The 19,195-nt window shown below is 39.6% G+C and carries 22 protein-coding genes and 1 tRNA gene; 3 read left to right on the plus strand and 20 right to left on the minus strand.

The window, feature by feature from the left end:
• Positions 1–3: 3 nt before the first annotated feature.
• Entirely contained in the window at positions 4–417 is a 414-nt protein-coding gene (locus RDN93_RS08990) for a hypothetical protein (protein ID WP_308745191.1), read from the minus strand.
• On the minus strand, positions 417–5,168 hold the full coding sequence (locus RDN93_RS08995) for a phage tail tape measure protein (protein ID WP_308745192.1): 4,752 nt from the start codon (positions 5,166–5,168) through the stop codon (positions 417–419). Before RDN93_RS08995 ends, RDN93_RS08990 begins: the two co-directional genes overlap by 1 nt.
• Positions 5,169–5,430: 262 nt before the next feature.
• Here RDN93_RS08995 and RDN93_RS09000 point away from each other — a divergent pair, with 262 nt between their 5' ends.
• A complete protein-coding gene (locus RDN93_RS09000) occupies positions 5,431–5,625 on the plus strand; it encodes a hypothetical protein (RefSeq protein WP_308745193.1) in 195 nt (64 codons plus the stop codon).
• Positions 5,626–5,727: 102 nt separating this feature from the next.
• On the opposite strand, the gene RDN93_RS09005 is transcribed toward RDN93_RS09000, so the two are convergent.
• The 11 genes from RDN93_RS09005 to RDN93_RS09055 form a co-directional block, all read right to left on the minus strand.
• Positions 5,728–5,946: a hypothetical protein gene (locus tag RDN93_RS09005; protein ID WP_308745194.1), complete on the minus strand. Its 219-nt coding sequence runs from the start codon at positions 5,944–5,946 to the stop codon at positions 5,728–5,730.
• 23 nt (positions 5,947–5,969) lie between these two features.
• Positions 5,970–6,497, minus strand: a complete 528-nt coding sequence (locus tag RDN93_RS09010) for a hypothetical protein (protein ID WP_308745195.1) — start codon at positions 6,495–6,497, stop codon at positions 5,970–5,972.
• 100 nt (positions 6,498–6,597) lie between these two features.
• Positions 6,598–6,670, minus strand: a tRNA-OTHER gene (locus RDN93_RS09015).
• 7 nt (positions 6,671–6,677) lie between these two features.
• Positions 6,678–7,238 (minus strand): hypothetical protein, encoded by a 561-nt coding sequence (locus tag RDN93_RS09020; RefSeq protein WP_308745196.1) that lies wholly within the window; start codon positions 7,236–7,238, stop codon positions 6,678–6,680.
• Positions 7,239–7,240: 2 nt separating this feature from the next.
• Positions 7,241–7,621, minus strand: coding sequence for a hypothetical protein (locus RDN93_RS09025; protein ID WP_308745197.1), 381 nt, complete (start codon positions 7,619–7,621; stop codon positions 7,241–7,243).
• 2 nt (positions 7,622–7,623) lie between these two features.
• Entirely contained in the window at positions 7,624–8,079 is a 456-nt protein-coding gene (locus tag RDN93_RS09030; protein ID WP_308745198.1) for an HK97 gp10 family phage protein, read from the minus strand.
• Positions 8,076–8,387, minus strand: coding sequence for a hypothetical protein (locus tag RDN93_RS09035; RefSeq protein WP_308745199.1), 312 nt, complete (start codon positions 8,385–8,387; stop codon positions 8,076–8,078). The genes RDN93_RS09030 and RDN93_RS09035 overlap by 4 nt, the downstream gene beginning before the upstream one ends.
• Positions 8,381–8,713, minus strand: coding sequence for a hypothetical protein (locus RDN93_RS09040; protein WP_308745200.1), 333 nt, complete (start codon positions 8,711–8,713; stop codon positions 8,381–8,383). The genes RDN93_RS09035 and RDN93_RS09040 overlap by 7 nt, the downstream gene beginning before the upstream one ends.
• A gap of 9 nt (positions 8,714–8,722) precedes the next feature.
• Positions 8,723–9,850, minus strand: a complete 1,128-nt coding sequence (locus RDN93_RS09045) for a major capsid protein (RefSeq protein WP_308745201.1) — start codon at positions 9,848–9,850, stop codon at positions 8,723–8,725.
• A 21-nt stretch (positions 9,851–9,871) separates the two neighbouring features.
• Entirely contained in the window at positions 9,872–10,456 is a 585-nt protein-coding gene (locus RDN93_RS09050) for a hypothetical protein (RefSeq protein ID WP_308745202.1), read from the minus strand.
• 19 nt (positions 10,457–10,475) lie between these two features.
• On the minus strand, positions 10,476–11,183 hold the full coding sequence (locus tag RDN93_RS09055; RefSeq protein WP_308745203.1) for a hypothetical protein: 708 nt from the start codon (positions 11,181–11,183) through the stop codon (positions 10,476–10,478).
• 83 nt (positions 11,184–11,266) lie between these two features.
• Here RDN93_RS09055 and RDN93_RS09060 point away from each other — a divergent pair, with 83 nt between their 5' ends.
• Entirely contained in the window at positions 11,267–11,527 is a 261-nt protein-coding gene (locus RDN93_RS09060; protein WP_308745204.1) for a hypothetical protein, read from the plus strand.
• Here RDN93_RS09060 and RDN93_RS09065 read toward each other — a convergent pair.
• Positions 11,522–13,276, minus strand: coding sequence for a toxin glutamine deamidase domain-containing protein (locus tag RDN93_RS09065; protein ID WP_308745205.1), 1,755 nt, complete (start codon positions 13,274–13,276; stop codon positions 11,522–11,524). The two genes, RDN93_RS09060 and RDN93_RS09065, sit on opposite strands and share 6 nt — an antisense overlap.
• Positions 13,277–13,279: 3 nt before the next feature.
• Positions 13,280–14,728 (minus strand): phage portal protein, encoded by a 1,449-nt coding sequence (locus RDN93_RS09070; protein WP_308745206.1) that lies wholly within the window; start codon positions 14,726–14,728, stop codon positions 13,280–13,282.
• A gap of 82 nt (positions 14,729–14,810) precedes the next feature.
• Here RDN93_RS09070 and RDN93_RS09075 point away from each other — a divergent pair, with 82 nt between their 5' ends.
• On the plus strand, positions 14,811–15,851 hold the full coding sequence (locus RDN93_RS09075; RefSeq protein WP_308745207.1) for a hypothetical protein: 1,041 nt from the start codon (positions 14,811–14,813) through the stop codon (positions 15,849–15,851).
• 5 nt (positions 15,852–15,856) lie between these two features.
• On the opposite strand, the gene terL is transcribed toward RDN93_RS09075, so the two are convergent.
• Genes terL through RDN93_RS09100 form a run of 5 tightly spaced genes read right to left on the minus strand, consistent with a single transcriptional unit; the run spans position 15,857 to position 19,193 of the window.
• On the minus strand, positions 15,857–17,302 hold the full coding sequence (gene terL / locus RDN93_RS09080; protein WP_308745208.1) for a phage terminase large subunit: 1,446 nt from the start codon (positions 17,300–17,302) through the stop codon (positions 15,857–15,859).
• Complete coding sequence (locus tag RDN93_RS09085) at positions 17,283–17,777, minus strand: helix-turn-helix domain-containing protein (protein ID WP_308745209.1); 495 nt, start codon at positions 17,775–17,777, stop codon at positions 17,283–17,285. The genes terL and RDN93_RS09085 overlap by 20 nt, the downstream gene beginning before the upstream one ends.
• Before the next feature lie 3 nt (positions 17,778–17,780).
• On the minus strand, positions 17,781–18,374 hold the full coding sequence (folE, locus tag RDN93_RS09090) for a GTP cyclohydrolase I (RefSeq protein ID WP_308745210.1): 594 nt from the start codon (positions 18,372–18,374) through the stop codon (positions 17,781–17,783).
• Positions 18,329–18,874, minus strand: a complete 546-nt coding sequence (locus RDN93_RS09095) for a 7-carboxy-7-deazaguanine synthase QueE (protein WP_308745211.1) — start codon at positions 18,872–18,874, stop codon at positions 18,329–18,331. The genes folE and RDN93_RS09095 overlap by 46 nt, the downstream gene beginning before the upstream one ends.
• Positions 18,861–19,193 carry a 6-carboxytetrahydropterin synthase gene (locus RDN93_RS09100; protein WP_308745212.1) on the minus strand — a complete coding sequence of 111 codons (333 nt, stop codon included), beginning with the start codon at positions 19,191–19,193 and terminating at the stop codon, positions 18,861–18,863. Before RDN93_RS09100 ends, RDN93_RS09095 begins: the two co-directional genes overlap by 14 nt.
• Positions 19,194–19,195 lie beyond the last annotated feature (2 nt).

Raw genomic sequence — 19,195 nt, forward strand, 5'->3', positions numbered from 1 at the left:
CTATTATCGGTCCTTAGTATTGGCTTCATTCATTTTTAATGTCAGCTTACCTTTTGTTAGACCATAATCCCCATAATTTGAGCAACTTAAATATGTCAGTTTAAAGGTTGCTTCAAGAATAGGAATATTTAGTATAACTATTCCTGATGTAATTTCATCAATAAAAGATTTATATTTGTCCAGATAGTCTTTTTGGGAATTGCCGCAAATCCATATAGAAAAAGAAATATCCCGTTCATCAGTTTTACATACATTATTATTCATCACAATAGCTTTTCCATGTTCCAAGCGACTCTTGTTTTGAATTAATCCTTTATTAGGAGCAGGCTTCAATAAAGCTTCATAGGTCCCTTTAGCGAGTACAGCTCCCCAAGTTGTGAAAATATCTTTTTCATTTATGTATGCATATCCTTTCATTATCGCGATGTTAATCCTTTTGTATTACTTTCTATTTTATTTAAGCTTTCTCTTATAAAATATAAATGCGCCGTATCTTTCTTCATATCTGAAAGAATATCCATAACTTCAAAAATAATATCACGCATTTCAGTCATAGAAGAATAATTAAAATTGTATATCGATTCCAGTCTCTGCGCCATTATTTGTTGAATACCTGTTTGAAGTATTAATTGCTCTTTACTAGTTTCACCTGCAATTTGCAAAGCTGTGAAGCGTCCGTTAAGTTCGTCTGCTGAATCTTGAGACATATTTTCAAAACCTTTCTTGGTAGAATCTTGAGAAGATGTTGACGAATCAAAACCGTACGTCTTTTCTATCTCTTCTCTTCTCTTAGTCATAGCTTCTGCTAATTCTTTTTGTCTTTCCTGAATCTTTTTAGCTTCATCTTCTGTTATATTGGTTCCACCTTCTGACTTTTCATCACCGGCATTTACCCACATTTCATAAAGGTTATCAATTTTATCTTGGAATTCGTTAGCAACCATTGAAGCTAGGATTGACTTTCGCAAGTATTCGCCAAAATTATTAGCCATATCCTCAGCAGAAGAATCCATATCTGAAAGGGTATCTATAAATTCAGAATACAAATTATCATAAGATATACCCGTGATTGATTCTTTCCATGCATCTACTATTTCTTTACTTTCTTCTTCGGCATCTATGATAGCTTGCAATGCGTTACGTTGTTCTTCATTTAATGCAGACCAGATATCTTTATAATTATCTCGAAAGTACAGAAGCTGCTTTGCTGTGAATTTTGATAAGTCGCCAGTGTCTAATGATTTTAGTGAACTTGGTTTCAGATTAAAGGATATAGGCTTTACATCATGAAGCATTTCTAAAAACCGATCCCTATAATCTCTTGATAATGAATCTTTAGATGCACCGGCGCTTTGTGCTATTTTCCTATATTGTTCAGTTTTATTATTAAGCTCCTCCATAGCTTTCTTGGCACTGGTTATTGCTGAAAAACCATACCCAAACCTTATACTTTCCTTTTGTTTTTCTATTATCCTCTCATAAATATCAATCATTGCATTAAGTTGACCAACATACTTCTCCATCTCTTTTTCTTTATCTTTTGAGAACATATTGGATATCTTGGTTGCGATTTGAATAGCTGTACTAATAATCATTAAGATAACAGACGCACTCTCAACTGCTTTGACAGCAGCGGACGCAGTCTGAGAAGCTGTTTCAATGCCACTCATTGCAGACATGGCAAATGTTCCAATATCTCCTATCAACCCAATTATTTCACCAGCTTGCCCACCAACAGATGAACCTACATTCTTGATAGAATTTGATAAGTCATCAATTACATTTGATACCTTCTTTTCAGCAGCTTGTACTTTAGCGTCAGCTTTAACAGCTTTATCTTTAGCTTTGTTATAATTAACCAAAGCTTGTGTTGCAGAAAGATAAGTCTGTTCAGATTCTATCTTCCCTGTCTTATCATTGTATTTACTGTTTTTTACCCCAGTCACAATTTTCGCACCGGAATTAACAGCATCAAGCTGTGCTTTAGCCTTAGCAAGAGCTTCCTCAGCCTCCGCTAACTCTTTTTGCCTATCTGCAAGGGCTTGGAACGGATTGCGTGAATCCAATTCGTCCATTATCTCTTGAATGGTCGTAGTATATTCACGAAGCTGGTCAGGAGAAAGTACCTGTGCTGCTGTCTGTTTTGCATTCTCTAATTGAGTTAACAGAGAATTCAATGTTTCAGAAGACGTTTCTTTTAGATTCTCAAATGCGCGAACGTATTCAGGAGATTCTTTCAACTTATCATAGTCAAGCCCCATTAACTCCATTCCTTTGTTTTTCGTCGCCTGGGCAATAGAGCGGTCAATCTGCTCTACCTGTTCTGTATCTCCATTCTTTACCGCCTGTTTGCGTTGTTCTTGTAGAGTAGCAATATCTTCATTAAACTTTCGTTCAATCGCAAGACGTTGGTCTGTATAGTCCTGATACTGATTCAACAAATCAGATAAATCATCTCCACGATTGTATTTTGTATTAGCGGTCGCAGCGGCTTCTTTAGCTATATTGTCAAATGAGGCAAATAGTTTCTTCGTAGATTCAGAATTGATGAAAACACTTGCATTAAAAGTCTTCTTTTTGTTTTCCGGATTAGCTTCAAAGGCGGAGCGAGCTTTTTCAATTTCTTGTAATTTCTTGTCTTCCGCTTCACGCTCGATAGCCTGCAATTCTAGCCGATGATTGAGCTCCCTTTGCTTGAGGACTTTTTCGCTACTCTCCTTGAGTTTGTTTATTTCAAGTTGTTCGAGTTCATTTACAGAATCCTCTTTCATACGCTGCTGCTCTCTCCCCTGTTTATCTAGCAGGAGTTTATATTTCTCTTGTTCCTCACGTAACTTCTTACCTTTATCGTCCCGCTTGGAAGACGAATCATAGACTTCCAACTCTTTTTCGGCTTCTTTCAACTTCTTGGCGTTTTCTTTATAGGATTTCACCACAGCAGAGTCTATTCCTTTGAAGTTCCCTGCGTCCATCAACTTCTTTTGAGACGAAGCGATTGAGTCTAATGCTTTCGTCGCATCATCCTTTTGCTTGGTCCAAAAAGATTTATTATGAATTTCATCCTGAGTTTGTAAAACACCACTTATCATTTTATCTATATTATCAAAATCACTCTTAGCTTTGTCAAATCGTATTTGTACCCAAATAGGAATAACGCCAAAACCTGATTCTTTAATCTTACGTTGTTCCACTTCCAACGTTAATTTTGCTGCATTATATTCTTGAACAATCTGTTCTCGACTACTTTTAGCTTCTAATAACCTAGCCTCAACAGGCTTTGCAGCCTCTTCAGCTTGCTTTTTAAGACGTTTATACTCTTCTAACTCTTCTTTATATTTATTGAGTTCCTTTTTCAGTGACTGATAGTGCGATTTGTTTTCCAAGGCTTTACCACTTAGACCGCTTTGCTGTTGATAAGTCTTCATTGCCTTGTTTATTCTGTTAACTTCTGAAATTATATGATTGTAATTTAATTTTTCAAATTCCCTATTCAGTATTTTTTGAGCATTAGCTGTTTGTAATGTTTCTATTTTTTGACGCGAATATGCCGCCGTCAATGCAGGAGATATTTTTTGCAATTCTTCATAAGCTTTTATCTGAGCATACTCTGTTTCTGTTTCATCCTGAATTACACGTATTAATTCATCTATTCTTTGTTTACGTTCATTAAGGACAGACTGGAATCGTTCTTGTTCTTCACGATGTTTTCTTGTTGCTTTTTCGGCTGCAGTTTCGGCTGTGGCCACTTTATAAATTGCATATCCAAGTCCAGCAAATGCAGCAGCAGCTAATACATAAGGATTAGTTAGCATTGCTGCAGCATTCTTTAATTGAGCGATAGTTTGAGCTTTTAGAGCCTTTGTTAATAAGATACGTGCAGTCATATTCTTAGCAATCATAGTGGCTTCAATGGCATACATACCCTTGGTTAATACCAAATTGGCCGCTTCAATAGCACGCTGTTTATTAACAATAGCCGTAACTGTTGCATATACTTGTTTAGCAGTACTTACAGCCAGAATACTTCCTTTATATCCAGCAAGAGCCGTCGTAACAACGACGATTAAAGCTCCTATATTTTTTAATGCTTCTTGAGCGCTTCCATCGGCAAAGGCTTCATTCATTGATTGTGCCGCAGCAGATATTTCTTTCAAAATTTCCTGTCCTAACGGGCGGAGGGCCGCTGTTATATTATTGCCAAGTAGTTTCATCTGATTCTCGGCAGATGAAGCCATTTCTTTGAAAGCAGCTTCTGCGGCACCTGTTGCATTTTGCATTTCTTCCAAATGCCCGACAGCTTCTTTGACATTTATACCTGTTAATCCGAGAACCGCATTAACAGCCTCAACTTCTGGTACTAACTCACGCAGTTTTGATTCCGAACCGCCAGCTTGTCTAGCAACCTCCGCTAGTGCTTCTTGATAGGTTCTGTTATCAAATGCACCATCACCAAGCACCTTAGATACTGCAATAATGGAAGCGCGTATCTGTGTCATGGCTTGTGCCGTTGGTGTACCTTGTTTAGTAAGTGTAGCAACAGCAGCTAACACTTGGTCTATTTCTACGCCATAGGCAGCAGCAATAGGCGCCACCTGTGCAATACTCTTACCTAATTCGCCAAATGATGTCTTACCAAGTTTGACAGTCGTAAATAACTGGTCTGATATTTTTTCTGCTTCTGAAACATCTAGTTTATAGGCATTTAGAAGAGTCGTAATTCCGCCGGCCGCTGTTGCCGTATCAGTAACACCACCGATAGCAGCCTTTGCGGACACTTCTAAAACTTTCATTCCGTTAGCTCCATCATGGCCGGCAGATACAATCTGATACAATGCTTTAGCCGCATCATTCGCAAGTACTGGAATATCTCGGGTTATCTCCATAACCTGATTCATGTAGTCTGTCAAACTACCCTTTATCCCACTTGAAAGGGTAGCAACTTCTTTCATACTTTGCTGAAACTGCTTCTCGAATTCATACGCACCTTTGGCTGCTTGTGCAAAAGCAATGCCTGCACTGATACCAATCCCACCGAATACATCGAAAGCAGTTATCTCACCGGCCATTGCCTTAATAATACCCATAGCTTCATTGCGTCCGGAATATAGCCCTGAATTATCTATTCCTGTCGCGAAATACAACGCTCCATCTTTGTTCTGAATACCCATATAGCATTTATTCTTAAAATATAAAGAGGAGTCAAAATTTGGCTATTTCGAGAAGAATAAGCATCTTTGCAGTGTTCTAAGACCAAGGAACAATTTTTTTATAAATGCTTTGGGGAGTTGATAAGCCTAGAAATACAATATAAGGCTATCAATTCCCTTTGCTACATAATCCCAAAGCATTTGAAAGATTATGTTCCTTGGTCGGAATAAAAGGGAAAAGATAGCCTTTTCTATAATATATAAATCACTATTCATTAGCGCCATGACCAAGGAAAATGAAAACGTACCCGTAGTAAATAAAAGTAGCTACACACAAGAGGAAATCAATGCTGCCTACGAGAAGGGCAAGAATGAAGGAAGAATTGAAGGAATGCTCGCTTACCAAAAGAGATTGATTGATAATCTAAAACGAGATAATGTATCTCTCAATCAGAAGTTCCAAGATATTAAAAAATAATCCCCCACATCTTCACAGATACAAGGGACTAGAAAACACACTCTAAACCAATTTAATAAAAAAAACAGTTTACCTAATATATAAACACAACAGCAAATTACTTTATCCTTTGACTTTTCCGCCAATATCATTGTATTTTTTCATCCGAATCTTTTCGTCCGGATTATCAAAATTGGGGAGTTCTACCCATTCGTAGTCCTTTCCTTCGACTTCTCCATCTTTATCAGCCGTCTTATTACGTTCTCTCATTACAAAGGAATACTCCTGAAGCAATATCTCTATCAATCCGTAGCTACTATCCAACGTTTCATTAAAAGTCAATCCTAGGGCTTCTTTTGCAATAACTAAGAATCGACTTTGGTTGTATCCTTCCAGCTTTGCAGATTCTTCTGAGCGGCTATTATCTCCGTCTCTCGTAGCGGGCTCACGTTCCGAAGCATCGTGATAGAGGTGCAAAAAGGGTGATACCCTATACGATATATGATTGCGTTGAATAGTATCCGTATATCTTCCCATGTAGAATTGTCTGCAAGAACCTGTTTGAACCATTCCGGTGGATTGTTGGGCTTATTGTGAATCCCCAGGCAGACGACATCAAGAAGTAATTCTCCGTACTTGTTCATTAGCTCCGGAAAGTCTTCCGGCAGTTCCCCTTCTTTTACAATCATCCTATCGATATCTTCCTTTTCAATTTCAAGGAGAAGTGGGCGAATTTTAAACCATGTCCTGACGGTGATAGGCTTTATTACAATACAGTCGCCGGGGTTCTTCCCTTCAGGGATAGAATCTCGGTTTGTGAAATCAAATGGAATCTTGACAGGCTGGCCCGTTACAGATTCCGATTCTTGCTGAAATAAGTTCTTTATACTCATAAATAATCCAAGGAGCCTAGCCCGTTGTACTTCCAGGCAATATTTCCGATTATTCGCGACTAACCCTCAATACTTTCGGCTCCATCCTTCAAATTGTTTGTTCCTGTAGGCGGATTCGAACCACCGGTCTCTACCTAACAACGTAGTGCTTTAACCAACTTAGCTATACAGGAAGCCATTTTACTCTTCAGCTCCGCCATCGACAACTGCCACGACTTCGCGCATAAAGGCTGTCTGTTTCTTTCCGGCTGCCGTGATGGCCGCTTGCACATACACACGCACAAGCAATAACTCTGCCTGTTCAGAACTAGGAGCCTGTGAAATCTTGGACGTAATCTTTCCATTAACAATGGTATAGATTACTTTTTTACCGGCTTTAGGCACCGTTTCACACTGGAATGTCTTCGATATAGAAGGGACATTGATTGGTTTCTTCCAGATGTTTTTACCGCCGGTTACGTCAATCTCACCACCCGCCAACTCTTTGAGTACTTCATTAGAGGGGGTAGGAATAGAGAACTCAATATAATCTGTTGTATCTTTTACGAATTCAACAAACAAAGGTTCATCGCTCCCTTCCGTTTCAACCTTTATCTCCTTTGGGTCTGCAAAGTTGAATGCAACACTTCCTTTTGTCGGAAGAGGGAATTCTTTGAGGTCCGCCCCAGGAACACCGTCACCGACTGTTCCGAATTTAATATTGCCTACGCCCATAGCGATAGGTCTTACTTCTCCTGCCATAATTATTTTTCTATTAAAATTTCTAATCTAATATTTGTACACGCGAATTTCTCTTTTAAGTCCGGCATTGGAACACTCCAGAGAACCGTCACTTCTTTACATATACCGTCGTTGCTATTGATTGAATCAAGCGATTTCCTTACCTTACGCCTAAGTTCCTTCATGCGCTGACGTCGGGGCATGCCGTTTTCATTCAAAGGGACAAAGATATTGACGTTAACAGGTACTTTATTAATGAAGTCGAGCTCATTCAATTGCAGGTGATTGATAACGATATGCTCATTAGCAACACCCGCTTCTGATGCATCCTTGTAAATCACAATATCGGTACCCGCAGCGGCCACTGTATCATAAACGATATCTACAGCGTCGAATTCATCCATAATCAAATCTTGCTAAAAATTGACTTCAATGTATCTCTTAGATACTTCTCACATTGCGTATTAGCTCCTGAAACGACCTCATACCCTTTAGCTTCCACGGCTGCCGCATACTCCATTCCTGCAACACCAACCAACACATAACCGCCAGTATGAGAAAGAGAGACTTCTTCTGCAAGCCTACGACCTTTGTACTTACCAGTTGTCTTGTCAGTCCCCTTGTCGCTTTCTGTGAAGTTCTCCGTGAGTACCTCACCGTCTTTGGCAATCACATATCCGATAGAGGAACGAAGATTGCCCGTCTGGTCTTTATATGAACCACTCCGGCGGGCTACTTCGATAAACTTCTCACCGCCTGCCTGCAGGAATACAAGCATCTTGTCTTCCGCTTTTCTTTGAAAGTGATTGAACCAACGTTCTAGTGACTGCTGGTCGAAAAGAGGAGTCATACCGTTTCTCATACATTAATTATTGAATGTGATTGATAAGGTTCCCAACAGATAACCGGTACATCAATACCCTTTGATTCGACTTTCAAACGCAAAAACTTACTACCGGCCGGTGGCTGCATTTTGGTATAGAAATAGCCATGTACTTGCGCTTCATCACCAGCCGAATTACGCTTGAGAACGATTCTTCCATCGCTTACCGGGTCATAACGTCCGGAGACAGATATTTCAACCGGTATTCCCGGAACCCACTCGCCGTCAACAACCTGCCCTTTAGCAGACATAGTTACCATCGCTGTATGCGGATACCGTTTTACCATCTGTTCCCTGCCCTTCCTTTGATAATGATTCGCTTGCCAAGTTTACCGGCCTTCTCCGGCTCCCCGTTCTCTATATACAGTTGTTTTGCAGTCTGGATATAGAAAGAACGGGAATGAGTAACAGAAAGCTTATTCTCACTGAAATCCTGTGAGTTTACCATCATGGCATACGTATCAGCAACGCAAAGACCGACTTGTTTCATGTTTTCAGCAGTACATTCCGCTTCGGGATTAATACCGCGCTTTACAAAGACTACCTTTTTCAAAAAGCCTTCCATATCCTCAATAGAAGGATATTCCAGTATTGTTTCTCTGATTGTTGCCATAATAGATGATTAATAACCCTCTTCGTCTGTTTTTTCAGTATCTTCGCCTTCCGTCCATGACTGGCCATCAGTTTTCATGATGTACATTGCATCAGGGTCATTGATTACCGGAATAGCGTTAGCTTCCGCTTTAGTCCACTCTTTGAACGGTTCCAGCTCAGACCACTTGCTGATAAAAACAAAGTCTTTTTTCAACGTGGAAGCTTTCTTCTTGTATTCAACAGAATGCTCTGCTGCAATAGGGCCATGCTGAATGTCACCACACTGCAAATCTTCCAAGAAACAAATGTTGGCGGATTCCCATGGATTAATCGTAGTACGTTGATGAGCAGCATTCTCAATACGAACAGACGGACTTACAAGAACAATCTGAACACCTTCCGTATTCTCTTGGGCGGCAAGATACTCATTGATAACTTTCTTGGAGATAGTCAGCTTTTCTTTCTGATTAATCCAGCCCTTAACCTTTTCGATAACAGCCTTCTGCTTCTTCAATAGAGCAAATCTATCTTTACGCATTACTACGTATTTGATAGTGACACCCTCGGCAGAAGCGGCAACTACGGTATCTTCAATATCCTGCAAGCCGTCGGCTGTTGTAGACTTAGACCAATCCACAGCAGCAACCTTCTTGTTTTCATTAGGCATACCACAGCCTACAAATTCTTCAGTAACAATACCATTGTTATTGCTTGAATTGAGGACGAATCCACCTTTAGACATCAACTGCATACACCACCATTCGAAACGACCGCGAACAGCGTTATATACGAAGTCCTGGTCTTTGAACGCAAGGTCAAGAAGTGATTTCAAATCTGAATCACCTTCACAATCACGGCTGAGTTGCTGGTATTCATTCCAATCACTTTCGTTCATACCGCGCTTTACAGCAGTCTTAGGAATATCGCCTGACATCTTACCGATAACTTCACGTTTCTTTTGCGGTGCGGAAGAATCGAATGAAATAACGTCAGCGATAACCGGTGCACCTTTCTCACCTGTAAGAGTCTCCCATTTCAGAGAGTTCTTCTGCTTTACACCGAAGAAATTAGGGAAAAACACCGGCTTAACCTTACGCGAGTTAAGGCGGGCGCCCATATTCTTACGGTTCACTTGTTTAATTAAACTTCTTTCCATATATAGTTATGAATTAATGGATTACACAAAACGGATAAAGTGAAGCAACGCTTTCATCGCTTCGTCAATTGGATAAGGCATTACTGCTTCATTTACAGTACCGCGTACCAGGAGTCCGGATTGCTGGTTAGCAACCGTTACATCGACCTTGTTCATTGTGATAACTTCCGGTACATACTTGAACTTAGCGGCTTTTGCAGCAGCTTTAGCAGTTACAAGCACTAACACATCATCTACTTTCGCAGCCCCAATCGGACCGGCAAGAGTTATTGTGTCATAGGCCGAGGCGGTCTTGTCGATTGCAGAGATTACATCGGAAGCTCCAGTTAAAGCACCGCCGATTGTAACCGCTTCCCCAACTTTAAACACATGATTCTTTGCTACCTGAATAGCGACCGCATCAGCAGCAGCTACAGCCGTAACTCTTCCAGTCTTAACAATATGATAAAGACCGTTAGCGTCCTTACCCACCATAACAAGCGGAGGAAGTTCATCAATGATTCCCTTCAGTTCCGCACGGGCAATAGTTCCACCACCCTGAATGTCCTCGATAATCTTTTCGATTCCGGGGGCATACTGAAATTCACTTTGCTTTTTTCTGAACATAGCTTTTAATTATTAATTATTATTCTTCAAGTCCAAGGCTGGCAGTCCCGTTATTAGCACCTTCCTCGTCCTCCATTAGTTCCAGCCATTCTTTCTCTGAACGTTCTTTGGGCTTGTAGGAATTAGGCTTGTAATCACCACCGGCGACCTCATCATCAATAACAGATTGTTTGATTTCGGCAAATTCTTCTTGAAGCTCTTTAATCTGCTCTTCGACAGAAGTTTCAGAGTTGACGTCAATACGATTGAACCATTTTGCAGGGAGTTTAGAATCTACAAATAATGCTTTAGCGGATGCCTGCTTCGTAGAAGTAGTGACTGTTGTAGCGACAGTAGAGACAGATGCAGCCAACTCGGAAATTTGCTTCTGTTGAGCTTTCAACAACTTAACAACAGAAGCAGGCAAGCCTTCGAAATCTTCGTCCTCGTCTTCGTCCTCATCATCTTCTTCGGATTTTGCCGTTTTCTTTGTCTTTTTAATTGGTTTGACAGGTTTGCCGTCCTTCAGACCATTATTCTTCTCGTACTCAGCGATAGCATCCTTTTTCGCTTTTTCTACTGCTGATGTATTTTCAAGGTCAGGAAGAATATTGTCCTTAAACAAGGCAACATAAGTGTCGATATCTTCTTCCTTTTCGATTTTGAATAGTTTCTGCACCTTAGCAGCGTACTTTTCGTTTACACCTACGGCTTTCAAGCCCTTTTTAATTGCATCAATGATTGTCATAACGATTTTCCTTTAAAATATAAGGGAAGTATTTTTTTCCTTCTGATATATTTTATTCCGGAATCAATGACTATCTTTGCAATATGGATAAGAAAAAAGAATATAAGGAGACAGCTAAAGCACTCGCTCTACAAAGTGGATTCAATCAGGTTTCCTACTTCGGGGAGTGGAAAGGTTATATGGCATATACAGTATCCCGGAAAGAAGACAAGGAATACTGTACTGGATATCCTCAATTTATCCTCGTAAAAGATAATATTGCACATTTAGCACCATATACACAATCATCAGATATTATGGGCGTTACTTCTATGCCAAAAGACTATAGCGAGATATTGCTATAATTTTCTCACTATTCCGTCAATAATATCAGTATTCACTAATAAGTTATCTACACGAAGCACATTTACCCCATATTGTAGTTTTATTCTCTTTGATATGTCAGCCCAATTAACAATTTTGCCATTTTGAGGGTCATAAAGAACAATCTTTCCATTAACTAATTTTTCTAAGGTTATGATATGCCCAGAATTTCCACTTTTCCAAGAGAAATCAATATGATATCTTCCTGGTTCTTTTGCCAATTCTATAATCTCTTTAGTAAGTGCACTAATATTCTTGCTTTTTAAAGCACCTGTCCTAGTTACGTCATATACCCCTCCTGCTTTCTTTTTTACAGGCGTCGTCATAGTCTCAGGGTCTATCCAAGCCCAGTTTGTTTTTCCTGATAACTCATAAGGGATATTCCCCGCTTTTTGAAGATTTGGTAGAGCTGTTACATTATAGCCGCGTCTCCTCAATTCGTTGGCAACAACGCAAGATTGACAGTTTACACCATATTCATGGCTCTTACCGAAGTTTATATTTCCCTGTAGTTCATTAGCTTCTTCGAAAGTCATATCTTTGCCCTTCTTTATGCCAATCTTTTGTTCTATTTTGGTTTGATTGAAGTTTCTTACAAATCGGTCTTCCCATCTTTTCTGAATATCATTTTTTTCTGCATCGGTCTTTATGCGTTTGGGTCTTGAAACCTTTATGACTTCAGGCGTAATAGATTTGGAAGCCTTTTCTCTTTGCAATTCTCCTTCTGTTGTAAAGTTATCCTTGTACCAGAAAGCAGACTGCAATCCGTTTTTATTCTCGTCAACAAAATCCTTTGCTGTTTGGGGAATATCCGTAATAGTCTGACCTTGCGGAACCGTGTCATTCAACAAGAAATCGGCAAATTCTTCCGGTTCCATGGTGATAGGAGTAGCAAAGCAGATACAAAAAGGATGAAAGCCTGTAAACTTGAATGTTTTCGGATATTTGCCGACCATCGCATCACAGATTTTGCACGGTCCACGATTATTGGCCGAGCGCTGTATTTCGATGCCTAGTATAAAATCCTGCTTACTCCAACGTTCGTAGTCCGCACTCCGGTAAGCTGTATTCGTAGTTGTCGCAGACGTCCGGAGAGCATTTTTATATGCAGAACGATAAACGCCTTGTCCCGGATGATAGTCCTTCATCGGTTGTGATAAAACCAATTCCCCTTTCTCATTCCGAATCCGACGAAAGCGCTTGTCTGGTTTATGAAGAATCTGCCGTATATCGCTACTGATTCCATTTGAATTACGACCGGCAACTACACCACTATCAAGATAGAACTCTAGCTGCGATTTCGTTTGTTGTGTAATATTCCAAACTCTATCAGACAATTTGAATCCGTTAGCGTCTATATCATTCTTTAGAGCTTCAAATGCAGATAGACTATGGGTAAACATTCCATCTTTCGTTGCACTGGAAATAGACATTCCCTTGATGAACTGGGAAATAAAATCATCATTCTTCCTTTCTGCTCGTTCCCAACCGTCCTTTTGAAATGCGGAGATATTAGCATATAGCATTGATTCAAGATTCAGCAGTTCTCGGTCAACCGCACTCTCTATTCCCTGATTACGTAGCCAAACATTGTTTTTCCCCGCATCAGACCATTTACGGAGATACGGGGAAACAGAAAGTATAAACTGATTAAAGATATTGGCTATTACGGCCTGCTGTGCAGCAACTTTCTGTATGTGCTGTTTGTCGTAGAAAGAAGGTCCGGGCATAGCTTAGAAAGTTGCTCCTATGAGTGAATTATTCTGTGCAGTCTCTTTCTCATCATTCTTCTTACGATTCAGTTCCGCTTCCACATCATCTGTATAGGGCGAATTTTTAATAATCGTCTCTTTACTATTGAATTGAGAAGCAGTTTCAAGGTTCTTGAGTTCTTCCGCCAAATCCTGTGGGAGAATACTACCAAACTCTACCTCAATGTAGTTGTCATTTAGCTGTGATGCATATTTTGTATGTGTAATATTTGCCATTCCTGCTTGGACGATTGCTACTGTTCGTTGAACAACTGGACCAAATATTTCCATCTGTTCAGTAGCTTTTATCTCTGCATCAATCAGCATAAAACGACGTGAAGTGCCGCTAAGGTTGCCAAGTCCCATTAGTTTATTTATAGACAAGTCCGGACTGGAAGCTCCGGAATGTATTGCATCATCCAGTTGATTAAGTTCAAGCGTTACGGATTCACAAGACTGTTGCCACGCCAAGTAATCAGCATCACCGTGATACGAAGTACCGGTATCCGCATCTACTTCCATAGTAAAGTTTAGCTCCTTACCTACTGTTTCTTTGCTCGGAAGATTAGATAAACCATAAGTCTTCAGTATAGGTTCAGAAAAGTAATCATTAGTATCTGATAGGCGTGAAAGTCTCATCTCCTTCTTGTCTATCAAATTAGCGACATCTTCCCAATCCGGACAATCGACCTCAGCATATACTACCGGAATCTTGCCAAAACGATTCTTTATCTTTTTCACTTGCCAAACACCGTCCATAACACCGGAGTAGATAGTATCTTTCGTATAGACTTTCACACATTCGCAAGTACGGCCATTAACCTCTGCATTGTATTTATAGAGAAAACCGTCCATATCGTCGTCCTCGTCGAAATGAGGATAGAATTCACATTCGGTATTACTATCCTTGGGAGTAGAGAGAATCTTAACCTTCAACTGGCTTTTTCCGTCGTCCTTGGTGACTGGATAGAATACAATAGCAGCTTTGGTTTCAGACAACACTTTGCGAGCAAACTCTTTCAACACAGATTGCATCTTGAGTTTTCGCTTATAGACCTTCTTGAACTCGCTAAATCCGTCATTCGAATCTTCTGCTGTGATAGTCATTTCACCACCAAACAAAAAAGCAACAGAAGTGCGGACAATCTTTTTGGGTAGATTAGTGATAGTTTGGGCTACATTGACAGTCTTATCTTCTAATCTCTTTGGCTTTTCGTCTCCTGTTTCAGGGTCAACTTCAACCTCTGTATCCGAATATACAGCAATCTTCTTCGGTTCACGATACCCGACAGATTCTTTGCGCCGGGTTCTATCGCCGTTGTATTCCTCCATATACTCACGAGGATTACGATTCTCACAGGTATCGACGCATAAATCACCTACTATGCTACCGAAGTCTTCATTTTTTAGAATCTCTTTAATGTCTGGCATATACTTTTCTCTTAAAATATAAGATATGCTCTCTCTTTTTTATAAAGTTATTATATATTTGCACAATAGAATAAATTGTAATATGGAAACACGAGCACTTATTAATAAATACTTAAAGATAATCAATGATAAGTTTAACTTGATTTTATGTGTCATTCTTTTTATAGGGGTAACAGCAATTCTTCTTTTATTGTCTCAAGTAGATGAAAGAATGACGCAAAATATTATTCAAGTTAGAGGGTATATAATTACAGTATATGGGGTTTTGGTTGGTCTTCTAATTACTTACATTATTTCAAAAGCTATCCAAACACGAGAAGAACGAATTCGTGTTTTTAATGATTATGTGAAGTACACTCAAAAACTACATAAATTTAGAGCTATAATTAATAAATTATTAAATTCAGGTTTCTTCTCTAACAAAGATGTAAATGACTTTATAGCCAAACATCCGAAAGTGACTTTCTTTGATATACAAGAAGTCTTAAATGTAGATTATACTCAAAATACAGAAGCTGATAAATATTATGCCGACAAAGCTAGAAGAGGATTTGAACCTTTTTATTTAGAATTGAAATCATTTATTAGCGCCAAAAATTTTGATCCTACAATATATACCGAGTTTGATAAAGAAAAATATTATTATTCTCCAGAAATCTTAAAAAAATGGATAGATAATAATTGTGGAAATGGTTTCTGGTATTATCTAGAAAATAAAAAAAACGAATATTCGGAATTTATACATTTGGATAAAATCAATTCAACTATCAAAGAAGAAATATTAAAACTCAGTTTGCTAATAGATAAAGAGAGATATTGCGATATGTCCTTTAATGATAAATTTCTTATAAAATTAGGCTACCAAGCAATGGAAGAGATAATACCTAATATATATAAGCTCCAATTAACCTTAAATCAAGGACTTCCACGCATACTCAAAAGGTTAATTGATATAGTATTAATTTTGCTTATATTTGGAATTACGCTACCTATATTCTGTTCTTTATTTGAATTTATCCTAGGTGACATAATATCTATATCTATGTTTTTCTCCATTTGCTCATGGACAGTATTCTCTTTAAAAAAAATGATTACAGAAGAATTGCATACATTAGAACTTTAATCTAACTATCCACGTCCCACCTTGCGAGTAGTCTTTTTAAACTTCAATCCAAGTGATTCTGCGAACTCTGCAAGTATTGTCATGCCATCCGGCGCATCATCATGTGAGTTATCTCCTTCACGCTTGTAACTGGTAAGCGCTTTCATGAAACGCCCGTAGTCTGAACCTTTAGTGTATTCTGATTCATCAAGGAAAGCACAATACTTCTTAATCCAGCCGGCCTTCATGATAATACGAGTTTCTTTGTGCTGGGTAGTAGGGCGAGCCTGTATCGCACAGGCTTTCTTCTCTGCTACCACCAGTTTACGAACATGAATAGCGAATATACGCCCCCCGTTATTTGATTCTATACGCATTTGGTCGCATTCAGTATCAATAACCATTTGTGCCAGGCGTGGTTCTGTAACTTCGACAGGATCCTTTGTGAAAAGAACATCGGTAATGAAGTATTTTGAACCGAACACCTTTGCGAATGGTGCGCAAAAATCATCATCTCCCTTATCGGCTGTATCACAAGCACCGAGTACACCATCAGGACGTTTGCCCGCAATATCAATACTCTTGAACCGCATGAGAGATGATTTTGGGAATAGCAAACCTTTGGCTTCGAACGGCTCCTGCATATACTCGGCCATCCAGATACTTTCGTCCGTTTCAGAACGTAGTTCCCGATAATACTCTGTTGTATGTACGTCAGCACAGAAGGTTTCATCGTTTTCATCAAGAGCTGCGATACGGATGATTTCATTGTATTTGCCAGCTTCTTCCATACGTCCAAGGACATCACTAGAAGACCAGCGGGTACCGATGTCAATCATACAACAACTTCCCTCAATACGGGAATCGTGCGTACCTTGCTTCCAAGACCATACTTTCTCATTATTATTATCCGATAACGCATCTTCCAGACTCTTGTATAAGTCATCGGTCATGGCGAGCATAGATGCACCGAAACCGATTACAGTTCCGCCAACACCGCCACCGAAATAAGATACCTGGCGAGCGCCTTCCACATTCCAGCTCTTCACATTCTGTTTATCACCTTTCAGATGAATATCAGGAAATATCTCCTGGAAACGCTTAGACTTGACAATATCGCGAGTGTCGTATGAAAGTTTATTGTATAGCGTATCAGAACAGCAGTTACGCATTACTGATTCTTCGGGGAAGTGTCCGTACATCCAGGCAATGAACAAAGAAGATATGTAGGATTTTCCGGCACGCGGCGGCATACTGACAGCAAGGCGATAGATAATACTCTCTAGGTATGACGAATATACACGCATAAATGCTTCTGCAACCCTTTTCAGGAATAGACGTTTGGCGAAGAATTTAGGGTCATAGTATAAGCAGAAAGCCCAGAAATCATTCCGGGCTTCACGCTTGCGAAGTATAGTTGCTGCTTTCGCTTGCCTAAGCAGTATTTCTCTTTCACTCTTTTTCTTTGCCATCAATAATAGCCTGAAGTTGTTCGTCTGTCAATGATTCCAATTCATCACCAAGGTTTACATTTGCATCTACTTCCTTCTTGTCACGCCATTTTTCCGGCTGTCGATTCTTCAACCAAAAAATCGCGGCTGTTGTATCAGGAGGATAATGCTCTATAAATTCCTTCGAATCTGTAATCTTCCCGTTCGATGTTGCAAATTTTGTTGCTTTACAGTCATACCCGATAGCACGGTTATAGAGTCTCGATGCAACATTAGCATCTGCTATACTCTTCCCTTTTTTTAGGGACTCAAGAAATTCGGGATAGTCCTTCTTCCATTTGTTTAAAGTCTGCTCTGAAACAGAGAAGAATTCGGCGAGTTCTTTATCTGTTGCGCCCAACAAACAAAGCTTTAGAGCCTGGTCGGCATACTCTATTCTGTATTCCGATTTACGCCCTCTTTTTTTCTTCTCAGCCGGATTCTTCTTCTCTGTCATAAACTAACTATAACTAACAAATTGTGATAACTCTGCCCTCAATTCAGGCAGTCTTCCATTATCAAAATAGAAAGAAGAACGCATTTTTCCCTGTTTTTTTACTCCACGCATGGTTTTACACAAGTGTTCACCTTCCATTATTACACCGACGGCCAGCGGCGGGTGTTCCTCTCCGAGTGCATTCACTATCATAGTTACAACATCTTGAGCTAACCTTTCCTGTACTTGTAAACGAGCAGCACAATAATCGACAACACGACCAATCTTTGATATACCTAGAATCTTCCCTTTAGGATTCGGGATATATGCAAACCAGTATTTACCAAAGAAAGGCATCATGTGATGTTCGCACATTGAATAATAGGTGCCAGAATCAGCAACAACACCGGTACAAGAAATGCCATCTGTTCCATTTGTGAAAGTTGTAATCTTAGGAGCCTGTGTTTCATTATACCCCCGAAATATTTCCTTCCACATTCTCATAATGCGCTCCGGCGTTCCTTGCAGGCCTTCACGCTCTGGATTATCACCAATGTACGATAAGATTGTTCTTACTGCACATTCAATATCTTTTGTGTCTGTAGGCTTAATTTCCATTTTGGGTGTTCTTTTACGTAATTAATAACTTCCTCTGTATTCTGACAAGAGCACGGTTGTAGATAATACACGGCTGCCGTCATAGCTTCATAGGCTGACAGGTCCTGTCCTGTATAGACAACCTTTACTTCATGAGGGTTGACAATAATAACCTTGCTTCCTTCTTTCGGCGAGCAAGTAATCCAATCAATACCAATAGGCAGGGGAACTGTCCCGTTTGTTTCTATCTGAATAAACTTTCCTGCTTTATGAAGCTTACTGATAAACTCTCGGTCTACCTGCAGTCCTGGCTCACCACCTGTCAGGACTACGAAACGAGTAGGATAACGACATATCTCTTTAATAATCTCCTCATCCGGCATTTCTTTTCCGGAAGCATGTTGTGTATCACAGAATGGACATTTCAAGTTACAACCGGAGAAACGAACAAAAACAGAAGGAGTACCAGTACGATAACCTTCTCCTTGTATGCTGTAAAAAATCTCATTAATCTTTCTCATACCATGCAATATTGTTTTCAGATTCTTGTACCATCACTTTAAAACATTCCGGAACTTGCTCACAAATCCACTTTGCCATATTCTCCGCAGTTGTGTTGAATGGAAGAACTTCGTTCAAATTCTTATGGTCTAACTTATCCTGTATCTTTTGTTTGACATGACTGAAATCAACTACCATACCATCGGCATTCAAGTCTTTCGCCTGGCACCAAACAATTATAATCCAATTGTGCCCGTGCTGGTTCTGGCACTTACTCTCATAGGATAGCTTCAAACTATGTGAAGCTGATACCTCAATACGTTTCTTAACTGTGTACATAA

It is taken from the genome of uncultured Bacteroides sp. (assembly GCF_902491285.1).
Lineage (GTDB): Bacteria > Bacteroidota > Bacteroidia > Bacteroidales > Bacteroidaceae > Bacteroides.

Coding starts and splice junctions, on each gene's coding strand:
- RDN93_RS08990 (WP_308745191.1), bottom strand. CDS start 417: ATGAAAGGATATGCATACATAAATGAAAAAGATATTTTCACAACTTGG.
- RDN93_RS08995 (WP_308745192.1), bottom strand. CDS start 5,168: ATGGGTATTCAGAACAAAGATGGAGCGTTGTATTTCGCGACAGGAATA.
- RDN93_RS09000 (WP_308745193.1), top strand. CDS start 5,431: ATGACCAAGGAAAATGAAAACGTACCCGTAGTAAATAAAAGTAGCTAC.
- RDN93_RS09010 (WP_308745195.1), bottom strand. CDS start 6,497: ATGAGTATAAAGAACTTATTTCAGCAAGAATCGGAATCTGTAACGGGC.
- RDN93_RS09020 (WP_308745196.1), bottom strand. CDS start 7,238: ATGGCAGGAGAAGTAAGACCTATCGCTATGGGCGTAGGCAATATTAAA.
- RDN93_RS09025 (WP_308745197.1), bottom strand. CDS start 7,621: ATGGATGAATTCGACGCTGTAGATATCGTTTATGATACAGTGGCCGCT.
- RDN93_RS09030 (WP_308745198.1), bottom strand. CDS start 8,079: ATGAGAAACGGTATGACTCCTCTTTTCGACCAGCAGTCACTAGAACGT.
- RDN93_RS09035 (WP_308745199.1), bottom strand. CDS start 8,387: ATGGTAAAACGGTATCCGCATACAGCGATGGTAACTATGTCTGCTAAA.
- RDN93_RS09040 (WP_308745200.1), bottom strand. CDS start 8,713: ATGGCAACAATCAGAGAAACAATACTGGAATATCCTTCTATTGAGGAT.
- RDN93_RS09045 (WP_308745201.1), bottom strand. CDS start 9,850: ATGGAAAGAAGTTTAATTAAACAAGTGAACCGTAAGAATATGGGCGCC.
- RDN93_RS09050 (WP_308745202.1), bottom strand. CDS start 10,456: ATGTTCAGAAAAAAGCAAAGTGAATTTCAGTATGCCCCCGGAATCGAA.
- RDN93_RS09055 (WP_308745203.1), bottom strand. CDS start 11,183: ATGACAATCATTGATGCAATTAAAAAGGGCTTGAAAGCCGTAGGTGTA.
- RDN93_RS09060 (WP_308745204.1), top strand. CDS start 11,267: ATGGATAAGAAAAAAGAATATAAGGAGACAGCTAAAGCACTCGCTCTA.
- RDN93_RS09065 (WP_308745205.1), bottom strand. CDS start 13,276: ATGCCCGGACCTTCTTTCTACGACAAACAGCACATACAGAAAGTTGCT.
- RDN93_RS09070 (WP_308745206.1), bottom strand. CDS start 14,728: ATGCCAGACATTAAAGAGATTCTAAAAAATGAAGACTTCGGTAGCATA.
- RDN93_RS09075 (WP_308745207.1), top strand. CDS start 14,811: ATGGAAACACGAGCACTTATTAATAAATACTTAAAGATAATCAATGAT.
- terL (WP_308745208.1), bottom strand. CDS start 17,302: ATGGCAAAGAAAAAGAGTGAAAGAGAAATACTGCTTAGGCAAGCGAAA.
- RDN93_RS09085 (WP_308745209.1), bottom strand. CDS start 17,777: ATGACAGAGAAGAAGAATCCGGCTGAGAAGAAAAAAAGAGGGCGTAAA.
- folE (WP_308745210.1), bottom strand. CDS start 18,374: ATGGAAATTAAGCCTACAGACACAAAAGATATTGAATGTGCAGTAAGA.
- RDN93_RS09095 (WP_308745211.1), bottom strand. CDS start 18,874: ATGAGAAAGATTAATGAGATTTTTTACAGCATACAAGGAGAAGGTTAT.
- RDN93_RS09100 (WP_308745212.1), bottom strand. CDS start 19,193: ATGTACACAGTTAAGAAACGTATTGAGGTATCAGCTTCACATAGTTTG.